The following is a 19,008-nucleotide window of genomic DNA, read 5'->3' on the forward strand; positions in this document are numbered from 1 at the left end:
GGGAGAACGGAAAAGGGTTCGACCGCAACAGTGTGCGGCCGAACCCTTTTCAGGAAAATCTAGCGAGCAGACGGACGAACGATCGGGAAGAGGATCGTCTCGCGAATACCGAGGCCGGTCAAGGCCATCAGTAGTCGGTCGATACCCATACCCGTTCCCGTTGTAGGTGGCATGCCCTGCTCCATGGCGGCAAGGAATTCCTCGTCCAGCACCATCGCTTCGTCGTCGCCTGCCGACGCGAGGCGCGCCTGATCGACAAAACGCTCACGCTGGATGACCGGGTCGACCAGCTCGGAGTAACCGGTCGCCAACTCGAATCCGCGGATGTACAGGTCCCACTTCTCGGTGACACCCTTCTTGCTGCGGTGATCACGCGTCAGCGGCGACGTCTCGACCGGGAAGTCCCGCACGAACGTCGGCACGTACAGCTGATCGCCGCACTGGTGCTCCCACAGCTCCTCGACGAGCTTGCCGTGGCCGTAACCCTTGTCCTTGGGAACCTCGAGGCCGACCTTCTCCGCCAAGGCGAGAAGCTCGTCGACCGTCGTATCCGGCGTGACCTCGGTGCCGATGGCAGCCGACAACGACGGGTACATCTCGAGGACCTGCCACTCACCGCTGACGTCGTACTCGGAACCGTCGACGAGGGTGAGGACCTGCGTGCCGAACGCTTCCTGCGCAACTTCCTGGACGAGCTCACGAATCATCTTCGCGGAATCGTCGTACGTGCCATAGGCCTCGTACGTCTCGAGCATCGCGAACTCGGGCGAGTGAGTGGAGTCGACGCCCTCGTTGCGGAAGTTGCGGTTGATCTCGAAGACCTTCTCGATACCGCCGACGACGCAACGCTTGAGGAACAGTTCCGGCGCGATACGCAGGTACAGGTCGATGTCGAGGGCGTTGGAGTGCGTGACGAACGGGCGAGCTGCCGCGCCGCCGTGCAGCGTCTGCAGCATCGGCGTCTCGACCTCGAGGAAGCCGCGGCTCTCGAGCGCATTGCGCAGCGCACGGACGACGGCGACGCGCTTGCGGGCGTTGTCCCGAGCCTCGGGGCGAACGATCAGGTCCGCGTAGCGCTGCCGCACCCGGGACTCCTCGCTCATCTCCTTGTGAGCGACCGGCAGCGGACGCAGCGCCTTCGACGCGATCTGCCACGCGTCGGCCATCACGCTGAGCTCACCACGACGGGAGCTGATGACCTCACCGTGAATGAAGACGAAGTCGCCGAGGTCGACGTCGGACTTCCAGGCGGCCAGTGCCTCTTCGCCGACGCCGGCGAGGCTGATCATGGCCTGCAGCTGGGTGCCGTCGCCCTCCTGCAAAGTCGCGAAGCACAGCTTGCCGGTGTTGCGCATGAAGATGACGCGGCCGACAACGCCGACAATCACGCTGGTAGCGGTGTCAGCTTCGAGTTCCGGGAACTCGGCACGGATCTGCGCCAGAGTGTGCGTGCGATCAACCGAGACCGGGTACGCCTCCTGGCCCTGCGCCAGGATCCGCTCACGCTTCTCGCGCCGGATACGGAGCTGCTCGGGGGTGTCGTCGACTGGCTGGGCTTCTACATCACTCACGGGGTACAAGACTACTGGGCCGTGTCCACCGCGTTCGTTGCTGGTAGCACCGCAGCGACCGCGAGCACGATTCCCGACAACAGGTACAGCGCAACCCTGACGTGATTCCACATCGTCCAAGCCGCCTCGTACGACGACCATGCGGCTGCATCGGTAGCGCTGACCGAGGCAAAAGCGTCGTTGTGGGGGACGTGGTAGATCGCCGTCACCGCGAAGGACACGAGCACCCCGACGCACCCGACAACAGCAAGGACCCAACCGTCCGGTCTCGAGATCGATGCCCAGATTCCGGCGGCAATTCCGCTGAGCGCCGATCCGACGAGCGGCAGCATCAACGCACTGCGCGGCGCTTCCACGTTGAACGCCTGCATCGACGTGATCGCTGTATGCGCGTCCACCGAACGCAGGGCGGGCATCACGAAGGCAGAGAACGCGAACAACGCACCACCGGCAACGAGCGCGCCGAGCGCAGTCACGCCGATGAGCAGCTCCAAAAAGATCTCGGATTTCTTCACGACCAGACCCCCGTTCGAGCGGCCTCGGCGGCAAAAGTGGTGAAATCTCGTGCGGGTCGTTCCAGGACCTCTTCGACGACGCCCGTCATACTTTGATTTCGTCCGTCGAGAACCTCGGCAAACAGGTAGGCCAGCAAGTCGACGACGTCGCCCGGGACGCCGACATCTGCCATGCCGTCGGAAAACTGTTGCAGTCCAATTCTTTCGAAAATCACAGGACGGCCCGACGCCGTCGAAATCGCGTCCACTGTCTCGGCGAACGTAAGCAACTCCGGACCCGTCACCTCGAGGACTCGGCCGAGGAGGTCGGTTCGAGTCAGCGCCGCCACCGCTACGTCAGCGAGATCGTCGACGTCGATGAACGGCTCCCCCACCTCACCGACCGGAAGTGCCAGGTGACCTTCCCGAATCGGATCGAGTAGATACCCCTCACTGAAGTTCTGTGCAAACCAACTAGCCTGCACCACAGCCCATTCCAGGCCGCTGTCGGCAAGAACCTGTTCGGCTTTCTGCGCTGCCGGTTCACCCCGTCCGGACAGGAGCACCATCCGCCTGATCCCTTCGAGGTGGGCGAGATCCACGAATTCCTCGATATGCGTGCTCGATTCCGGAACAGCGAGATCCGGCGCGTATGTCACGTAAGCCACTTCGACACCGGTGACCGCAGGCTGCCATGTCGTCTGATCGTTCCAGTCGAAAACCGTCCCGGATGTTCTCGACGCGATGCGGGTAGGGATTCCCGCCGCCGTCAGCCTCTGCGCAACGCGCGCACCGGTCTTGCCGGTACCACCGATCACCACTGCCGATTGAATTTCGCTTGTTGTAGTCATGAACCCATTCGATCGCGCGAAAGCAATACGATCCATAGCTGAAGGTCGCAAAAACATACGTCAGCGTCTACGGTTAAAACGTGGATGCATTGTCGATGATGCTGGCCGGATCGCGCGCGGAGGGTGCATTTCTGCTGCGCTCGTTGCTCGATCCGCCGTGGTCATTACGTATCGAGGACCACGCACCCGTCACAGTGCTGGTTCTGGTTCGCGGCAGCGCAGTCGTCGTCTCGGACACCGGGCAAACCGAGAACCTCGAGGCCGGCGATATTGCACTCCTGCGCGGCCCCGATCCCTATACGGTCGCCGATCAGCCAGACACCCCGGTCCACGTACTCATCGACGAATCGCAGAATTGTGCCGCAGTCGACGGCACGCCACTCGAGGACATGTCAGTGCTCGGCGTTCGCACGTGGGGCAACTCGACGAGCGGCGCGACCGTCATGCTCACGGGCACATACCGTTTGGACTCCTACGTCAGCGGGCAGATCCTCGACAGCCTGACACCCGTCGCGGTAGTGCGACGCAGCATCGAAACCGCACCGATGACAACACTTCTGGAACAACAGATCGCCGCGGACGGGCCAGGGCAGGAAGTGTTGTTGGACAGACTCCTCGACCTGGTCCTGATCTCGGCAGTCCGTGCCTGGTTCGCCGAGAACGAGGATCGATCACCGCGGTGGATCAAGGCATACGACGATCCCATTGTCGGACATGCCTTGCGGCTCATACACAATCGGCCCGAATACTCCTGGACGGTCGCGAGCTTGGCGCATGAGGCCGGAAGTTCACGAGCGGCCTTCGCGCGCCGGTTCACCAACCTCATGGGAATCGGCCCGGTTGGATACCTGACCGAATGGCGACTGTCCGTAGCGGCGGATCTGCTCACAGACCCGGCACGAACGGTGTCGTCAATCGCGCGAGAAGTGGGGTACTCGAGCCCCTTTGCCCTCACAACCGCCTTCACCCGACACCACGGGGTAAGCCCGAAAGCGTTCCGGCAAACCCGCCGTCCGCCTCAGTGGGCGGAAACCGCCGCCAACTCACGGGTGCAATGACGCACTCCACTGAGCGCACCGAGCAACCCCGCAGCCTTGATCGCCTTGTATCCGCCAACCAGGTCGGTGGCGTTACGCAGGCCGAGTTGCTGCAACGACGCAGCGGCCAAACTCGAGGTGTAGCCCTCGGAGCAGATGATGACCCACTCGACATCGTGGTCTGTAGCCAGGGCGAGGTGCGCGCTACTGGTGGGATCGAGACGCCATTCGAGGACGTTCCGTTCGATTGCCAGGGCGCCGGGAAGGGTTCCCTCGATCGCGCGCTGCGCCTGTGGGCGGATATCGACGAAAATAGCTCCGCGATGGAAAGCCTCGGTAAGCGAGAAGACGTACATACGATCGATCTGCGAGCGGGCGTCGTCAAGCATTTGGTCGATGGTCATTTTCAAGCTCCCTCGGGCTGGTCGGTCAGCTCGGTACGTGTGCGACGAAGTGTGTTGTTGTCCGTGACTTCGTAGTAGGACATTGCCGTCAAGGGCGGCGAGTAGGCGTGGACGCTCAAAGTCGGTGAATCAGAGCTGATTTCGATCGGCGATTCGGGCTGCGGCGGTGTCCATACGACATCGTGGACCCAACCGAGCTGGAATGCCGCCTGATCGCCGGCGTCGAGCTGACGCTCCACCAATTCTTCACCTGCCCAGCGGTATTCGGTGAGCGAACCACTGAGAACAGTGAGGGCTCCGAAAGAACCTGCGTGGTCGTGCAATTCGGTGTTACGTTCCGGAACCCAGCTGATAAGCCAGACGTCGACGTCGTCGTCGGCATACAAGCGAGTGGACCACCGCTCGACGGTCGGGAACGCCTCGGGAATGAGGTGATCGAAACGTCCGTCGAGAACACCGTTTGCACCCTCGTCGGTGAGGCGCAGAAGGTCGGCAGGACGCAAGCGGGTGGGCAGCGAAGCCCGGTTCTGGCGCCGTCCGGACGAACCGCGATTAGCGCCGTTACCTGCGGAAACACCGTGACCAGATGCGAGAGTAGGGGTCAGAACAGAGAGATCTGCAGAATATGTGGGTAGCACGAGCTAGCTCCAAGGAGATGTGAATTGGTCAAGGCAGCGGTCAGCCTCGACAACACTCCTGAGCACTCATGCAGCGATTCACGATGACTATTGTGGCACAACTTCTGCGATCGCGAAACCTGTGGAGAGAATTCCCTACGTCACACACGCAAGGTCACGCTATCGGTCGTCGACCCGATCCCCTGCGCGCCTGATTACGCTCGAACACCAATCGCAACCCCTCGAGCGTGAGATCCCGTTCGAGGTGCTCGATGGTGGCGGACTCCGGAATGATCAGCGGCGCACTGTCTCCCGTGGCGATAACCGCGACGTCCGAGCCACCGAACTCCGGCAACTCCTCACGAACGCGTCGTACCAATCCGTCTACAAGACCGGCAAAGCCGAACACCGCTCCGGACTGCATGCACTCCACGGTGTTCTTTCCGACCACCGAGCGCGGACGGACCAATTCCACTTTCCGCAGTGCGGCAGATTGCGACGCCAACGCGTCGGTCGAGATCTCGAGGCCCGGCGCAATACAGCCGCCGAGAAACTCACCCTTGGCCGATACGACGTCGATACACGTCGACGTTCCGAAATCGACCACGATGCAGGGACTCTCGTAAAGATAGTGCGCAGCAAGGCTGTTCACGATCCTGTCGGCGCCCACCTCTTTGGGATTGTCCACTAAAAGCGGTACTCCGGTTCGCACACCTGGCTCCACCACAACGTGCGGGACATGTCCCCAGTACCGCTCGAGCATCACACGAATCTCACGCAGCACTGACGGTACCGTCGACAACGCCGCAACACCGGTGATCTGATCGACGTGCTGCCCGAGCAGCCCGCGGAACGTCAACGCCAATTCATCAGCCGTCATCCGCGGATCGGTACGCATCCGCCAGTCCTGCAACAACTCCGAATACTCACCAACCCCGGAGAACAATCCCAGCACGATGTTGGTGTTCCGCACGTCGACCGTGAGCAGCACGGTTAGACCAGACTGGATTCGCGCTCGGCGTCCAAGGTCGACAGCATACGAGGAGTGATCAGGCCGGAACCTTCCGGTGCGTGCGCCGGGTCGGAACCAAGTTCTACCTGGTTGTTGTCGGCGTCGACGAACACGACACGCGGGTCGTACTCCTTGACTTCCTGCTCGTTCATCACGCCGTACGCGATGAGGATCACGAGATCGCCCGGCTTGACCAGATGCGCTGCCGCACCGTTGATTCCGATGACTCCACTGCCGCGCTCACCCGCAATGACGTAGGTCTCGAGGCGGGCACCGTTGTCGATGTCCACGATGCACACCTGCTCACCTTCGAGCAGATCGGCGGCATCCATCAGATCTTCGTCGACCGTGACCGAACCGACGTAATGCAGATCGGCGTGAGTCACCGTCGCGCGGTGGATCTTCGACTTCATCATGGTGCGAAACATATCCAAGGTCCTTTACTCGTGAGGGTGCTCAGTGAGACAGCAGGTCGTCAACAGCGTCGGCGGAAGGGTCGGTGTCACGTTCGAGGAATCCGGTTCCCACCGCGACTCCCACGTTGTCGATCAACCGAGTGGTGCCAAGCTTGGCGGCCACCAACAGTCGGCCGTCGCCCCGCTCCGGGGCCGGTCCGAGATCAACACCACGAACTTCGAGGTAGTCGACCTCGATCTCGGGAACTGCGGCCAGAACGGCGCGAGCAGTCCCGAGGATCGCTTCTGCACCACCGGCAGCAGCATGAGCGCCGGCGATCAACGCCGCCGACAATGCCACGGCCACGGTCCGCTGGCTCTCGTCGAGGTAACGGTTGCGGGAGGACAATGCGAGTCCGTCGAACTCGCGGACCGTCGGAACGCCGATGATCTGCACGTCGAAGTTGAGATCCCACACCATCTGACGGATCAGCGTCAGCTGCTGATAGTCCTTCTCTCCGAAATACGCGTGGTTGGGAGCCACGATCTGCAGCAGCTTGGCCACCACAGTCAGCATGCCTGCGAAGTGCGTCGGGCGGGCGCCGCCTTCGAGTTCGCTGCCCAACGGACCCGGCATGACTGTCGTGCGCTGACCGCGCGGGTACATCGTCTTCGCACTCGGCGCGAATACCAACTCGACACCCTCGGCCCGAAGCAGATCGAGGTCGGCGTCGAGAGTGCGCGGGTACGCGTCCAAGTCCTCGTCCGCGCTGAACTGCAGCGGATTCACGAAGATGGAGACGACCACGACCGCGCCGGTGATCTTGGCCTGACGAACCAACTCGATGTGCCCCGCGTGGAGAGCGCCCATCGTCGGAACCAAGGCCACCTGGCGGCCCACTCCGCGCAAGGCCTTCGACACACGCCGAATCATGTCCGGCTCGTGGTGCACTGTCAGTTCGCCGCGCTTGTATCCGCCCTGCAAATCACTCACGACGGTCACCTCCCGTTTCAGTCAAAATGTCGAACAATGTGGTGGGGGCGCCCACCCGCTGGGCCGATCGCAAGGACATCGCTCGATATCCGGCTGCAAGCTCCGGGTCGAGATCCGTCAGTACTCGTAAATGTGTCTCGACAGCCGCGGCATCACCGCGAGCCACCGGACCCGTCAATGCCGACGGGCCGCGTCGTAACGCGTTGTCCAAGGCAGCGGAGAGAAGTGGCTGCAGGACACGTTCTGCAACTCCACCCGGATCGCCGTCGATCAGCTGCTGACCGAGCAGCTCGTCACCTTGCAACGACGCGCGCAGCGCCTCGACGGCATCCACCACCAGCGTGACAAGGTGATTACTGCCGTGCGCCAATGCAGCGTGGTACAGCGCACGGTTCTCCTCGCGGACCCGAACCGGTTCGCCGCCGATCTCGAGGACCAGGGATTGAGCGATCGCGTACCCGATGTCATCTGCAGCGGTAATCCCGAAGCACGCCGACGACAACCGAGCGGTGTCCTCGTCATGCCCGGTGAACGTCATCGCCGGATGGATAGCCAAAGGCAGCGCGCCCAGCTCCGTCAACGGAGCCAGGATCGAAATCCCGTTGGCACCGGACGTGTGAGCTACGAGTGTCCCGGGCTTGACTGCGTGCGTTGCGGCCAGGCCCTTGACCAAATCCGCCAGTTGATCGTCCGGAACAGCAAGGATCAACAATTCCGAGCGAGCTGCGACATCGGCTGCAGGCAGGATCTCGGAATCGGGCAGTCGTTTGTTTGCACGCGCAACCGATGCAGCAGAGACAGCGGAGCATGCCCCGACAATGTGTCCAGCACGCTCGAGTGCGGCACCTACAGCAGTTCCGACCCGCCCTGCCGAGACAATTCCAACCGTCAATCGCGCAGGCACAGGTCCGTTAGTGATCCCGAAGGAACTCACCGGATTCCTCTCGTTCGTTCCAGTCCCGCTCTGCGGGTACCAGACGTTCTTCGAAGAGGATATCCCCCGCGCAAGACGCGACGCTATGGACGAACGAGTGATCTAGGACTCAACCGCTCTCAGTCCTCACGGCGCCGACGGCGCCCCGAGCCTTCCGCCGGATTCGCAGAACTGAGGTTTGCCATGATCTCGGCCACCGTCAAACCGTTGGAGTGCGCACCGCTGTCGGCATTGTCCGGGACTGCGCGACGCCGACGACGCGGTTCTTCGATGGGTTCGGATGCGGGCTCAGGAGCACTGCTTGCAGGTGTGACCGCTGGCTCTTCGACCACTTCGGCGACTACCTCGACCACTTCTTCGACTACTGGCTCGTCAACGACCGGCTCGGCAACAGGCTTGACGGTCTCAGGCTTCACAACCGCAGGCTTCACAACCGCAGGCTTCGCAACCGCAGGCTTCGCGATCGGCGGTGGGACAACCACTGGCTTCACTGCGGCAACAGCAGGCTCACGGTTTTCGCCGCGCTGCACGCCTTGCGTCTGCTGCGAATTGCGTTTGAGCTGAGCATCTTTCGCAACCGCATTCTTCGCGGCGGCCTCGCGCCACGCGACTTCCTCGAACACGACGGTGGTTTCGGCGGTGACCGGACCGTCGTTCGGTGACGCCAACCCACCTACCTGGGGGCTCGGGGAATTGGTGGCGTTCTGACCGGCACCGGGTACGTACAGGCCCGATGCTGCCGGTTGATAGGCACTGTAGGACCCGCCACCGAGTTCTCCGACGCGCGTCGAGTCGGCCTTCAGCGCCGGGCGTTCGGGGAGTAATCCGCCGTCGAAGAGCGCTTCGAGATTGCGTCGAAGGGCCACCAATTCTTCGCGGAGTGCCGACAGTTCTGCCGAGTCGGCGCCGACTTCGCGGCGGATACGACCTTCGACGCTCAACTCGTATTCGCGTCGGGCGGAAATCTCACGCTCGAGTTGCAGTTCGTACACGGTCTGCAAATCCGCGACCTTGGCTTTGTCGAGCGCTGATTCGCGGCGGTACTTCGTCATCGCGATCGCACCCAGCGTGGCCGCCCAGAGCGCCACCACCAGTCCGACACGAAGGAGTTGAACACTGTTGCTGAAGATCAGAAACAGTGATGCGATGACAGCGAGAGCAAGAAGACCGGCAACGATCATCTGGCTCGCGCTGCGCTTGCTACGGCGCGCAGACTTCGATCGACCAGAATTCGTCATGGTTGCCAGGGTACTTGCCGAGAGCGCAGGTGCCATGGACCTTACCCATGCGATTCGCCTACCGCAGTGCTCAGTGCGCCGGCTCGTCGGGTGTATCTTCTGGCGTCTTACAACAATGTTCGAGCCACAGCGCGGCTGCTACCAGCGCAATTGCTGCACCAAGTCCGACCCACGCCCCCGGGGTGTCCTCCGCGGCGGCTTTCAAAACGGATCGTTGTGGGATGAGATACACCAGCGCCCCGATCCACACTCCGGTGGTAGCTGAACCGACCAGTACTGACGCTTTTGCGAGCGCGAGGGCCCGTGCCGCGGCGATCGGGTGCAGTTGTCGATAGCCGTCGCCGATCTGACTTCCCTTGATGCGGGATCGAATGACAAACGCGAGGATCACCTCGGCGATGGCGGCCAGATACAGCGACGCTCCGGCATACACCGGGATGGGCGGCATCGAACCGTAGAACACACGAATCAGAATCCAGGTGGCTACCGCGGCCACCCCGGTCAAAACCAGTAGTTCGCTGATTTTTGTCGGTTTCATGCCCCGATCCTGTTCGGTCACCGAATCAGAACCGAATCCGTGACGCGAACTCCGTCGCGCTCCGAGCGATCGAGGTTCGCGAGCACTTGCGCCACAGCGCGAACCTCCTGATCGACCATCAGGGTTGCACCGGGTTCGACGTCAAGCCAGGGAATGAGTACAAATGCCCGAAGATGTGCCCGCGGGTGCGGCAGGGTCAGCTCCGGATCAGCACTGACAATTCCTTCACAATCCACCACGTCGACGTCCAAGCTCCGCGGACCCCATCGCTGATCACGCACCCGATCGGCGTCTTCCTCGAGTTTGCGCGACCGCAGAAGCCAGTCGTAGCTTCCGGCCGTCGGATCGTCCACGAGTAGGACGGCATTGAGAAAATCCTGCTGTTCGACGCCACCCCACGGCGCGGTCGAATACACCGGTGACACAGCCACTACGGCGTCTCCGAGACCGTCTACCGCAGACTGCAAATGGGCCAGGCTATCGCCGATGTTGGAGCCGATCGACAGAACGGCCCGAGTCATTGCTGCCTCGTCCGATGAGCAACGACGGCAACGTCTGCGAACACGAGTGGGATCGGTGCCGACGGCTTGTGGACAACAACTTCGACGCTCTGCACCCGCGTATCCGTCATGACGTTGTCGGCGATCTCGGCAGCAACGGTTTCGATGAGATCGCGTGACGGTCCACCGACAATCGCTGCGGCAGCCTCCGCTAACTCTCCGTAGTGCAGTGTGTGCTCGAGATTGTCCGACGCGGCTGCGGGAGCCAAGTCCATCCACACCGTGATGTCGATGAAGAAGTCCTGACCGTCACGCTTCTCATGGTCGAAAACACCATGATTGCCACGGACTTTCAGTCCTCGCAACTCGATCCGATCGCCCATGTCAGTCCCTTTCCCGTCCACGAGACCACGCTTCCACAACAGCGATAGCGTCGAGAGACGCCTGAGCGTCGTGAACACGAACACCCCACGCGCCCTCACGTGCGGCAAGCGCGGAGACCACCGCCGTCGCAGTTTCCCGCCCGGCCGGCGGCCGCGGCGTCCCGTCGGAATCGCTGAGCAGCGATCCGAGGAAACGCTTACGCGACGCCCCCACCAGAACAGGAAAACCCAACGCCCTGAACTCCGGCAACGCCCGCAGCAAAGCCCAGTTGTGGTCGGCGTTCTTCGCGAACCCCAGGCCTGGATCGAGGATGATGGCAGAGGAATCGACGCCCGCTTTCAGCGCGAGGTCGACCTGAGTCAGGAGTTCGTCACGAACGTCGGTGACAACGTCGTCGTAGTGATCGGCGCTTCCGCGGTGAACGTAGTCACTCGCCGAACGCCAGTGCATCAAAACCCACGGAATCCCGGCATCGGCAACCACAGACGCCATGTCCGCATCTGCACGACCGCCGGATACGTCGTTGACGATCGCCGCACCGGCTTCGATCGCGGCAGCGGCAACCGAGGCGCGCATGGTGTCGACGCTGACGCGAATACCCGCAGCCACCAACTCCTCGATGACCGGTGCTACTCGTCCCGCTTCCACTTTCGGATCAACCCTCGACGCTCCCGGCCGGGTCGATTCGCCACCGACATCGACGATGTCTACGCCTAGAGCCTTCAGTTCCAGTCCGCGGGCAAGCGCCGCATCTCGATCGAGGAACTGTCCACCGTCCGAGAATGAATCAGCGGTGACGTTGAGGACCCCCATCACCAGCGTCCGACCCGGATCAGTCGACACGCCGCCCGCGGAGTTCACTGCGCTCACTTACGAAGAATGAGGTCCAGAGCCTCGGAACGCGAGGCCGCGCTGGACTGCAGGAGCCCACGAACAGCCGACGTCGTCGTGTTCGCGCCAGGCTTGCGGATACCACGCATCGCCATGCACAGATGCTCGGCCTCGATGACGACGATGGCACCGCGCGGATCGAGCTTGCGCATCAATGCATCGGCGATCTGGCTTGTCAGCCGTTCTTGGACCTGCGGCCGCTTTGCGTACAGATCGACAACTCGAGCCAACTTGGACAGGCCGGTGACCTTGCCGGATTTACCCGGGATGTAGCCGACATGTGCCACTCCGTGGAACGAGACCAAGTGGTGCTCGCAGGTGGAGTACATCGGAATGTCTCGCACGAGCACCAGTTCCTGGTGTCCTTCGTCGAACGTGGTGTTCAGTGCCTGGTCCGGTTCGGAGTACAGCCCGGCAAAGATCTCCTTGTACGACCGTGCCACCCGTGCGGGTGTGTCGAGCAAACCGGGACGGTCCGGATCCTCGCCCACCGCGATCAACAGTTCACGAACTGCTGCTTCTGCACGGGCCTGATCGAACGGCCGCCCTGTTTCAACTGATACCAGTTCACTGACCACTTCATTCACCGACAACCGAACGCTCCTCGAGAGTTTGTTTCATACCCCGCAGCTTGAGCCTAACGGCGGTTGTTCAGCGAGATCCGTCCGGTCCGTCCCAGCGCATGGTGCTCGGTCCGTCGTCGCTCGACGAGGCGTTGGGATCCGACTCCGGCGCCAGCCACTGATCCTGACCCTCGACGCCCGTGTTGCCACCGGCATTTCCACGGTTCGGATCAGCAAACGGACCACCGTCCGGGTACTGCACCGGGTAACTCGGCTGACCCTGCTGACCCGTGTAATGCTGGGTCGGGTACTGAGGTTGGCCCTGGTACTGCTGGCCCGGATTCTGCTGCTGGCCCGGATTCTGACCATAGGCCTGCTCACCCGGATGGCTCTGCGGCTGACCGTACTGACCGGGTGCGGGCTGGCTGTACTGACCCGGTGCCGGCTGACCGTACTGACCCGGCGCAGGCTCGCCATACTGGCCCGGCGCAGGCTCGCCATACTGGCCCGACGCGGGCGGTGCCTGATTGGGAGTCCCCTGGTTGGGAGTGCCCTGGTATCCACCGGACTGCTGGCCGGGGTAGGCCTGCGTCTGGTTCTCGCGCGGCGGCCAACCCGGAGCCGACCAACCGGCCGGTGCTCCGTAGTCGGGAGTACCCGGCGCGGGTGCGGGTTGCTGGGGGGCCGCAGGCTGCTGCTGCGGAGCACTGGGCTGCGCGTAACCGTTGGAACCACCGATGCTTGCCGCAGCGGGCGCACCCGACTTCACGAGTACGGGCGCCGGAGCCGGCTCCGGCCACGTCTCGCCACGCTCGATCGCCAATTCGCGAGGCGTCTTGACCGGCGGGCGATCCGACGGCGTACGGCCACCGAAATCATTGAAAGCCGTGATGCGCGGACGCTTTTCGACGCCGGCAAGAATCTTCTCGAGGTCCTTGCGGGTCAATGTCTCACGCTCGAGCAGTTCACTGGCAATGAGGTCGAGGGCGTCACGGTACTCGCTGAGAATTGCCCATGCTTCGGTGTGCGCGGCCTCGATGAGGTTACGCACCTCCTCGTCGATCTCGCGGGCGATCTCATGCGAGTAGTCGGATTGCACGCCCATCGAACGGCCGAGGAACGGATCGCCGCCCTCCTGCCCGTAGCGGACTGCACCGAGCTTGGCGCTCATGCCGTATTCGGTCACCATCGCGCGAGCGATCTTGGTGGCCATGTCGATATCGGACGACGCTCCGGTGGTGGGCTCGTGGAAGACCAATTCCTCCGCGGCGCGTCCACCCATCGCCATCACGAGACGAGCGATCATCTCGGAGCGCGTCATCAAACCCTTGTCGTCCTCGGGCACCGTCATAGCGTGGCCGCCGGTGCGACCGCGAGCGAGAATGGTGACCTTGTAGACGGGCTCGATGTCTGGCATCGCCCACGCCGCGAGTGTGTGTCCACCTTCGTGGTACGCGGTGATCTTCTTCTCGTGCTCGCTGATGATGCGGCTCTTGCGGCGCGGTCCACCGACAACACGGTCGACGGATTCCTCCAGTGCGGCTTCCGTGATGACGGTGCCGTTCTCGCGCGCCGTGAGCAATGCGGCCTCGTTGATTACGTTGGCCAGATCTGCACCCGACATACCGACGGTCCGCTTGGCGAGACCCTCGAGGTCTGCGTTGGGATCGATCGGCTTGCCCTGCGAATGAACACGCAGGATGGCACGTCGACCGGCAAGGTCGGGGGCACCCACGGGAATCTGACGGTCGAAGCGGCCCGGACGGAGCAGAGCCGGGTCGAGAATGTCGGGGCGGTTGGTCGCGGCGATCAGGATGATGCCGGTGCGGTCACCGAAACCGTCCATCTCGACGAGCAACTGGTTAAGAGTCTGTTCACGTTCGTCGTGCCCGCCGCCCAGGCCCGCGCCACGCTGACGACCGACGGCGTCGATCTCGTCGACAAAGATGATGCAAGGGCTGTTCTGCTTGGCCTGCTCGAACATGTCACGAACACGCGACGCGCCGACACCGACAAACATCTCGACAAAATCGGAACCGGAGATGGTGAAGAACGGGACACCGGCTTCGCCTGCAACAGCGCGAGCGAGCAGCGTCTTACCGGTACCGGGAGGCCCGTACAGAAGAACGCCGCGCGGGATCTTGGCACCGAGGGCCTGGTAGCGCGTCGGGTTCTGGAGGAAGTCCTTGATTTCGTACAGCTCTTCGACAGCTTCGTCCGCACCGGCGACATCGGCGAACGTGGTCTTGGGCATGTCTTTGGACAGCTGCTTGGCCTTCGACTTACCGAAGCCCATCACGCCGCCACGTCCCCCGCCGCCCTGCATGCGGTTCATGACGAAGAAGAAGATGCCGAACAGAATGATCATCGGCAGGACGAACAGCAGAATCGACGTCAGCCAACTTTGAGTGGTGACGGTGGTGTTGAACTTCTCGAGTCCGGCACCCTCGATGTCCTGGAAGATCTGCTGGGACGCACTCTCGGGGTACTTCGCCAAGATCTGCGTCTGGCCACCAGTCGCGTCGTTACCTTCCTTGAGCCACAGGCGAACCTGCTGCTCACGGTCGTCGATCTGCGCAGACGTGACGTTTTTGGCGTCTATCTGGGAGATCGCGACCGACGTATCGACGGTCTTGAAGCCACGGGTGTCGTTACCGAAGTAGCTGAAGGCGTAGATCACCATCAGCACGACGGCTACGAGTAGCACGTTACGGAACACAGTCTTACGGTTCATACAGGTCGGCCGATGTGGCCGGTCCTTTCGGGAGTGCGGGTCTGCCGGTCGCCGCCGGCTGTCAACCGGACACCTGCAGGTTACCGTGGTCGGTCCTGTCTGTGCCCGTCAGCAGCCGTCGAGGTTGATCGAAACGATCGTCTGCAATTTCAACGACGACCAGGACCACGAGGTTCCCGAGCAACCACAGCGCATAGTTCCCTGTAAGCGAACACGCACTCCAAAGTTCTGCATGCATTCTCGAAAGCACGTCATTTTTTCGACCGGCAGCCCTTCTTCCGGTCAGCCTATGCAGCCAAAGCAGGGAGCACAACGACCGATCCGTCGCTTGTTCGTGCGATCTCGATGGCCACGTCACAATCGCGGTCCGACGTCGCGACTCCGTCACACAATTCCCGGAGCAAATATGACGTGCTTAGCAGTTTGTCCACCTCGCTCGACTTGAAGACGAAGTCACGAACACCATGCGACCGGTCGAGCTTCAGTTCTGACAATCCCGACAGTAATTCGGCGATCTCCGATTCCAACTTCGTGACACGCTGCCGATCGCTCTTCAGCGCACGAGTAAAACTCTCGAATGGGTTCGTCTGGTCCATCTGCGTATGCTCTACGGCCTGAAGAACGATGACGCGTTTCTTGAGCGCGATAGCCAGCGCTGCAAGTTCGAGATGAACGCGAAATTCGCCACCCTCCTCATCGATTCCGGCGAACGCCGATCGAAGCGTCGCAAGCTCGACACGACCGGCCTTCAATCCAACGAGACCCTGCTGCCATTTCTTCAGACGTTCTTCGGCGTATGCCATGCCGACACTGATCGCATGCACTGCAGAATCCAATCCAACCGACGCGCCGACACGGCCTTGGTCGAGCAATATCGCCGTCGCTGTGTCGATCGCGCCTAGGCACCCGTTCAGGGAATTGCGTTCCTTCTGCAGAGCGTCGTCGTGGAGCTTTTCGAGTAATTTGGTGATGTTTTCGATCGCCAATTCGCGTTTACGTTCAGCGTGCGCGCTCATACCGACCGCCACCGCCATGAGAACCAGCGGCGCCGCGACTGTTAACGCACCGGCTCCACCTACTGCAATACCCGCAGTCGCGGCCGATCCACCCGCAGCTCTTGCTACTGCAGCCTTTCCCGCAACAGGTACAAAGGTTGCCTGCGCAGCAATCCCCGAAGGTCCGACCAGAGCACTATGCACTCCACCGGCCGCTGCTTTTGAGGTCATCGGTTTGACGAGGCCACTTCCGACTTGTGCGGCAACCTTTGCCGGCACCACCATGCGGTACAGACCTTCGCCATCTGATGCCACTGCGCCTGTCGCCTTGGTCGTTTGGCTGATCAGCTGCGACAAGTGACTGGCCAACGGACTGGCACTGTCAAGGTGGATCCCGCGGCTGAGATCGATCGACTTGGGAAGAGGGTGTGCTTCGAGCGTAGCGATGGGAGTCTCAGCCAAGGTCGCGAGAACTGTCCGCAACTCGGCCAGACGCGCCGGCGTCATAGCTCCCTCGTCGGCAATTACAGGCGCATTGGCCGGTTTTGTTGCGAGGGTCCATACCGAAATCACATTGTCGTTGTCGACCACATCGAGCCTTCCTGGGTTACGTCGCGCTCACGCTATCCGAGAACACAGACATTCTGTCGAACCCTCGACGACGAGCATCGTGCGAAGGATAGGAGGGCGTCGCGACTTCCCCGTCGGACCCACAATTTATCCGCCGCCTTTCCCTAGCAACATAAAGACAGTTACCTCGGGAGACAATGGAGCGATCGAGCGACCAACCCGCCGTAGACCTACGGGTCGAGCAAACCGATAAGCGCAGGACTTCTATTAGACGTCAAGTGTGAAAAATCCTGACTGCCAGTTCAAGCGGTTCGGCTACAGCTTCGAAATGGCGCGTTCGACTGCAAGGTTAGCCGAGCGAAGCACTCCACTGCCGCTACCAAGTCTCGCAATCAAGTGTTTCTGGTACCCGAAAATTTCTTCGGCAGTCACCTTTTCCCGCTCGAGCTTTCCATGAAATACCTTCGTTTGCGCAACAAATTCGTCCTTGGCAGTAACTGCATCGATGAACGGTCCATCGCCATCATCAACGCCGCCCTGCTCAAATAGAAGCGCCGACTCAGGTGACAAACCGCGCAAATGAAAAAGCTCGTCGCGAGCCCACAGAGCAACAGTCCTGGCATTCTCAGTCTTGCTCGTACTATCAGCCGTCCCGTTACTTCCATTCGGAAATAGTTCCGGATCGACTCCAAGATTCTTCTTCAAGCGTTCAATCCAGCCGACGAAATCACCCGAAACGCCCAATGGATCACTCCAATCGGCATCCCACTGAGCCTTGTCCCCATCAAGCAAAAGCGTTACATCAGCAGATCCGACGAGCGCTTGAGTCGGAAGCAAACTCTTTAGTATTCGATCTCCTCCTCCTGGAAAAACGGAGGGCTTGATGACGTCGAGATACTCCGGATGAAATACACGAATGGATCTCGTGACAATCTCGGCAGCCAGATCGTCTTCGACTACAATTTTCTGTCCCGTCCCTCCAGCGAAGTGCCCCAGATGGAAGAAGGCTTCACCTGGCGCGGTACTGTCAGACAGAAGCTCGACAACACCTTCCCCAGTCCGAGTCCCCAGAAGCTTCACAGCTTGGGGCGGAAGCTCGCTAATAATAGTTGGCGAGTGAGTTGACATCACCACCTGGTGCCCGCGGGTTAAGCACTGCTGCTTCAAAAAACGAATAAGGTGTCGCTGAGCTCCTGGATGCAAAGAAACTTCCGGCTCATCCAGGACTATCAAGGAGTTCGGCGGTGCGGACACGACCTCATCGACCAATCGGACAATTGCAAATTCCCCGCTCCCCGCATGTGCCTCAGAGTAGCTACGGCCACTCAATTCCATACGAGCCGAGTAGCCGGGAGATGCGTAGTAGCGATGATGAAGAAGCTGAATTTTGGTAAAATCCTTACCCAGAATTGCACTTATCACCACCAAAGACTGGGGTGATAGTTGACGAGAATCAATTAACTTATTCTCATCAACTTTCTTCGGTTTTTCTCCACTAAATGCACGCGACAAACCCTGCGATCGAACAATCAAGTTTAGTTTTTTTCGCGCACGATTTGGCGCCCACTGAGTAAACGGGGAGTGATAGAAAAACTTGTCGAATGCGGACAGCTCAGATCGGAAATCAAGATAAATAACGTTCTTCTCGATCAACTTCCAACGTTTCCGCGAATCATATAGGAGCTGATCAGCTGGCCCTCCTTGCGGTGGCGCCTCTTGCATTCCATCATCTCTTGTAGAGATCTTAGTCGGCTCCCAGGCGTCTGGATCCCTACTCCCCTCGAGCGATCTTGGAACCTTAGTTCGATGATCGCGGGTCACCCTCGACTTCCGACACTCCGGAAAAACTTCCTTCCTACCCACGTGCGTACGATACTTGTAGATGAAGCGATGTCTATCAGTAGCAGAGAGGCGCGGACCCTTTATTTCATCAACAGCAGTAGAAAACCAAAAATCGCCAACGCTACGACCCTCTGGCGCAGCTTGAATCGCATGGAGGATAGAAGACTTGTTCGTACCGTTCGCTCCAACCAGTGCAGTAATAGGATATGAAAAGCTAATTGTCAGATCCGGATCGAGCGATTTATACCGAGGAAATCTAATCTCCGTAATCACTGGCTCTACGGATTTATGGAGAAACTTCCTGAAAAGAACATCCGCAGAAGTATCTTCAATTTCAAAACTCTCGTTCAACGTACCCCTTAATTTATGATGTCTACGAAATAATTCAAAGTGTGTAGAGCACGATGGCCATCGCCGAAGGGCCATCTAAGTCAAATAGATCGA

The 19,008-nt window shown here is 60.7% G+C and carries 19 protein-coding genes; 1 reads left to right on the plus strand and 18 read right to left on the minus strand.

Features of this window, described 5'->3' with window-relative positions:
* Nucleotides 1-59 precede the first annotated feature (59 nt).
* Genes lysS through V2B23_RS15130 form a run of 3 tightly spaced genes read right to left on the minus strand, consistent with a single transcriptional unit; the run spans nucleotide 60 to nucleotide 2,916 of the window.
* The gene (gene lysS, locus V2B23_RS15120) at nucleotides 60-1,571 is read right to left on the minus strand and encodes a lysine--tRNA ligase (protein ID WP_430951083.1); all 1,512 of its coding nucleotides are present in this window, start codon (nucleotides 1,569-1,571) and stop codon (nucleotides 60-62) included.
* An 11-nt stretch (nucleotides 1,572-1,582) separates the two neighbouring features.
* Nucleotides 1,583-2,086 (minus strand): DUF1772 domain-containing protein, encoded by a 504-nt coding sequence (locus V2B23_RS15125; protein ID WP_430951084.1) that lies wholly within the window; start codon nucleotides 2,084-2,086, stop codon nucleotides 1,583-1,585.
* The gene (locus V2B23_RS15130; RefSeq protein ID WP_430951085.1) at nucleotides 2,083-2,916 is read right to left on the minus strand and encodes an NAD(P)H-binding protein; all 834 of its coding nucleotides are present in this window, start codon (nucleotides 2,914-2,916) and stop codon (nucleotides 2,083-2,085) included. Before V2B23_RS15130 ends, V2B23_RS15125 begins: the two co-directional genes overlap by 4 nt.
* An 80-nt stretch (nucleotides 2,917-2,996) precedes the next feature.
* Between V2B23_RS15130 and V2B23_RS15135 the strand changes: the two genes are divergently transcribed.
* Entirely contained in the window at nucleotides 2,997-3,974 is a 978-nt protein-coding gene (locus tag V2B23_RS15135; protein WP_430951086.1) for an AraC family transcriptional regulator, read from the plus strand.
* Here V2B23_RS15135 and V2B23_RS15140 read toward each other — a convergent pair.
* From V2B23_RS15140 to V2B23_RS15210, 15 genes are all read right to left on the minus strand, one after another.
* Complete coding sequence (locus V2B23_RS15140; RefSeq protein ID WP_138871678.1) at nucleotides 3,935-4,357, minus strand: rhodanese-like domain-containing protein; 423 nt, start codon at nucleotides 4,355-4,357, stop codon at nucleotides 3,935-3,937. The genes V2B23_RS15135 and V2B23_RS15140 overlap by 40 nt on opposite strands.
* A 2-nt stretch (nucleotides 4,358-4,359) precedes the next feature.
* Nucleotides 4,360-4,872 (minus strand): cysteine dioxygenase, encoded by a 513-nt coding sequence (locus V2B23_RS15145; protein ID WP_430951163.1) that lies wholly within the window; start codon nucleotides 4,870-4,872, stop codon nucleotides 4,360-4,362.
* Between the two features lie 277 nt (nucleotides 4,873-5,149).
* Nucleotides 5,150-5,965: a type III pantothenate kinase gene (locus V2B23_RS15150; RefSeq protein ID WP_430951087.1), complete on the minus strand. Its 816-nt coding sequence runs from the start codon at nucleotides 5,963-5,965 to the stop codon at nucleotides 5,150-5,152.
* Between the two features lie 2 nt (nucleotides 5,966-5,967).
* Nucleotides 5,968-6,414: an aspartate 1-decarboxylase gene (gene panD, locus V2B23_RS15155; protein WP_430951088.1), complete on the minus strand. Its 447-nt coding sequence runs from the start codon at nucleotides 6,412-6,414 to the stop codon at nucleotides 5,968-5,970.
* Nucleotides 6,415-6,442: 28 nt separating this feature from the next.
* Nucleotides 6,443-7,375: a pantoate--beta-alanine ligase gene (gene panC, locus V2B23_RS15160; protein ID WP_430951089.1), complete on the minus strand. Its 933-nt coding sequence runs from the start codon at nucleotides 7,373-7,375 to the stop codon at nucleotides 6,443-6,445.
* Entirely contained in the window at nucleotides 7,368-8,309 is a 942-nt protein-coding gene (locus V2B23_RS15165; RefSeq protein ID WP_430951090.1) for a Rossmann-like and DUF2520 domain-containing protein, read from the minus strand. The genes panC and V2B23_RS15165 overlap by 8 nt, the downstream gene beginning before the upstream one ends.
* A 119-nt stretch (nucleotides 8,310-8,428) precedes the next feature.
* Nucleotides 8,429-9,547: a DUF6779 domain-containing protein gene (locus V2B23_RS15170; protein ID WP_430951091.1), complete on the minus strand. Its 1,119-nt coding sequence runs from the start codon at nucleotides 9,545-9,547 to the stop codon at nucleotides 8,429-8,431.
* A 70-nt stretch (nucleotides 9,548-9,617) separates the two neighbouring features.
* The gene (locus tag V2B23_RS15175; protein WP_033236378.1) at nucleotides 9,618-10,085 is read right to left on the minus strand and encodes a DUF3180 domain-containing protein; all 468 of its coding nucleotides are present in this window, start codon (nucleotides 10,083-10,085) and stop codon (nucleotides 9,618-9,620) included.
* 17 nt (nucleotides 10,086-10,102) lie between these two features.
* The gene (folK, locus tag V2B23_RS15180) at nucleotides 10,103-10,606 is read right to left on the minus strand and encodes a 2-amino-4-hydroxy-6-hydroxymethyldihydropteridine diphosphokinase (protein ID WP_033236320.1); all 504 of its coding nucleotides are present in this window, start codon (nucleotides 10,604-10,606) and stop codon (nucleotides 10,103-10,105) included.
* Nucleotides 10,603-10,968, minus strand: a complete 366-nt coding sequence (gene folB, locus V2B23_RS15185) for a dihydroneopterin aldolase (RefSeq protein ID WP_430951092.1) — start codon at nucleotides 10,966-10,968, stop codon at nucleotides 10,603-10,605. Before folB ends, folK begins: the two co-directional genes overlap by 4 nt.
* Before the next feature lies 1 nt (nucleotide 10,969).
* Nucleotides 10,970-11,782: a dihydropteroate synthase gene (gene folP, locus V2B23_RS15190; RefSeq protein WP_430951164.1), complete on the minus strand. Its 813-nt coding sequence runs from the start codon at nucleotides 11,780-11,782 to the stop codon at nucleotides 10,970-10,972.
* Nucleotides 11,783-11,835: 53 nt separating this feature from the next.
* Nucleotides 11,836-12,453 (minus strand): GTP cyclohydrolase I FolE, encoded by a 618-nt coding sequence (gene folE, locus V2B23_RS15195; protein ID WP_033236318.1) that lies wholly within the window; start codon nucleotides 12,451-12,453, stop codon nucleotides 11,836-11,838.
* A 58-nt stretch (nucleotides 12,454-12,511) separates the two neighbouring features.
* Complete coding sequence (ftsH, locus tag V2B23_RS15200; RefSeq protein WP_430951093.1) at nucleotides 12,512-15,157, minus strand: ATP-dependent zinc metalloprotease FtsH; 2,646 nt, start codon at nucleotides 15,155-15,157, stop codon at nucleotides 12,512-12,514.
* Nucleotides 15,158-15,444: 287 nt separating this feature from the next.
* Nucleotides 15,445-16,743: a hypothetical protein gene (locus V2B23_RS15205; RefSeq protein WP_430951094.1), complete on the minus strand. Its 1,299-nt coding sequence runs from the start codon at nucleotides 16,741-16,743 to the stop codon at nucleotides 15,445-15,447.
* 294 nt (nucleotides 16,744-17,037) lie between these two features.
* Complete coding sequence (locus tag V2B23_RS15210; RefSeq protein ID WP_430951095.1) at nucleotides 17,038-18,915, minus strand: ATP-dependent nuclease; 1,878 nt, start codon at nucleotides 18,913-18,915, stop codon at nucleotides 17,038-17,040.
* Nucleotides 18,916-19,008 lie beyond the last annotated feature (93 nt).

The organism is Rhodococcus sp. 24CO, assembly GCF_050586165.1.
In the GTDB taxonomy this organism is placed as follows: domain Bacteria; phylum Actinomycetota; class Actinomycetes; order Mycobacteriales; family Mycobacteriaceae; genus Rhodococcus_F.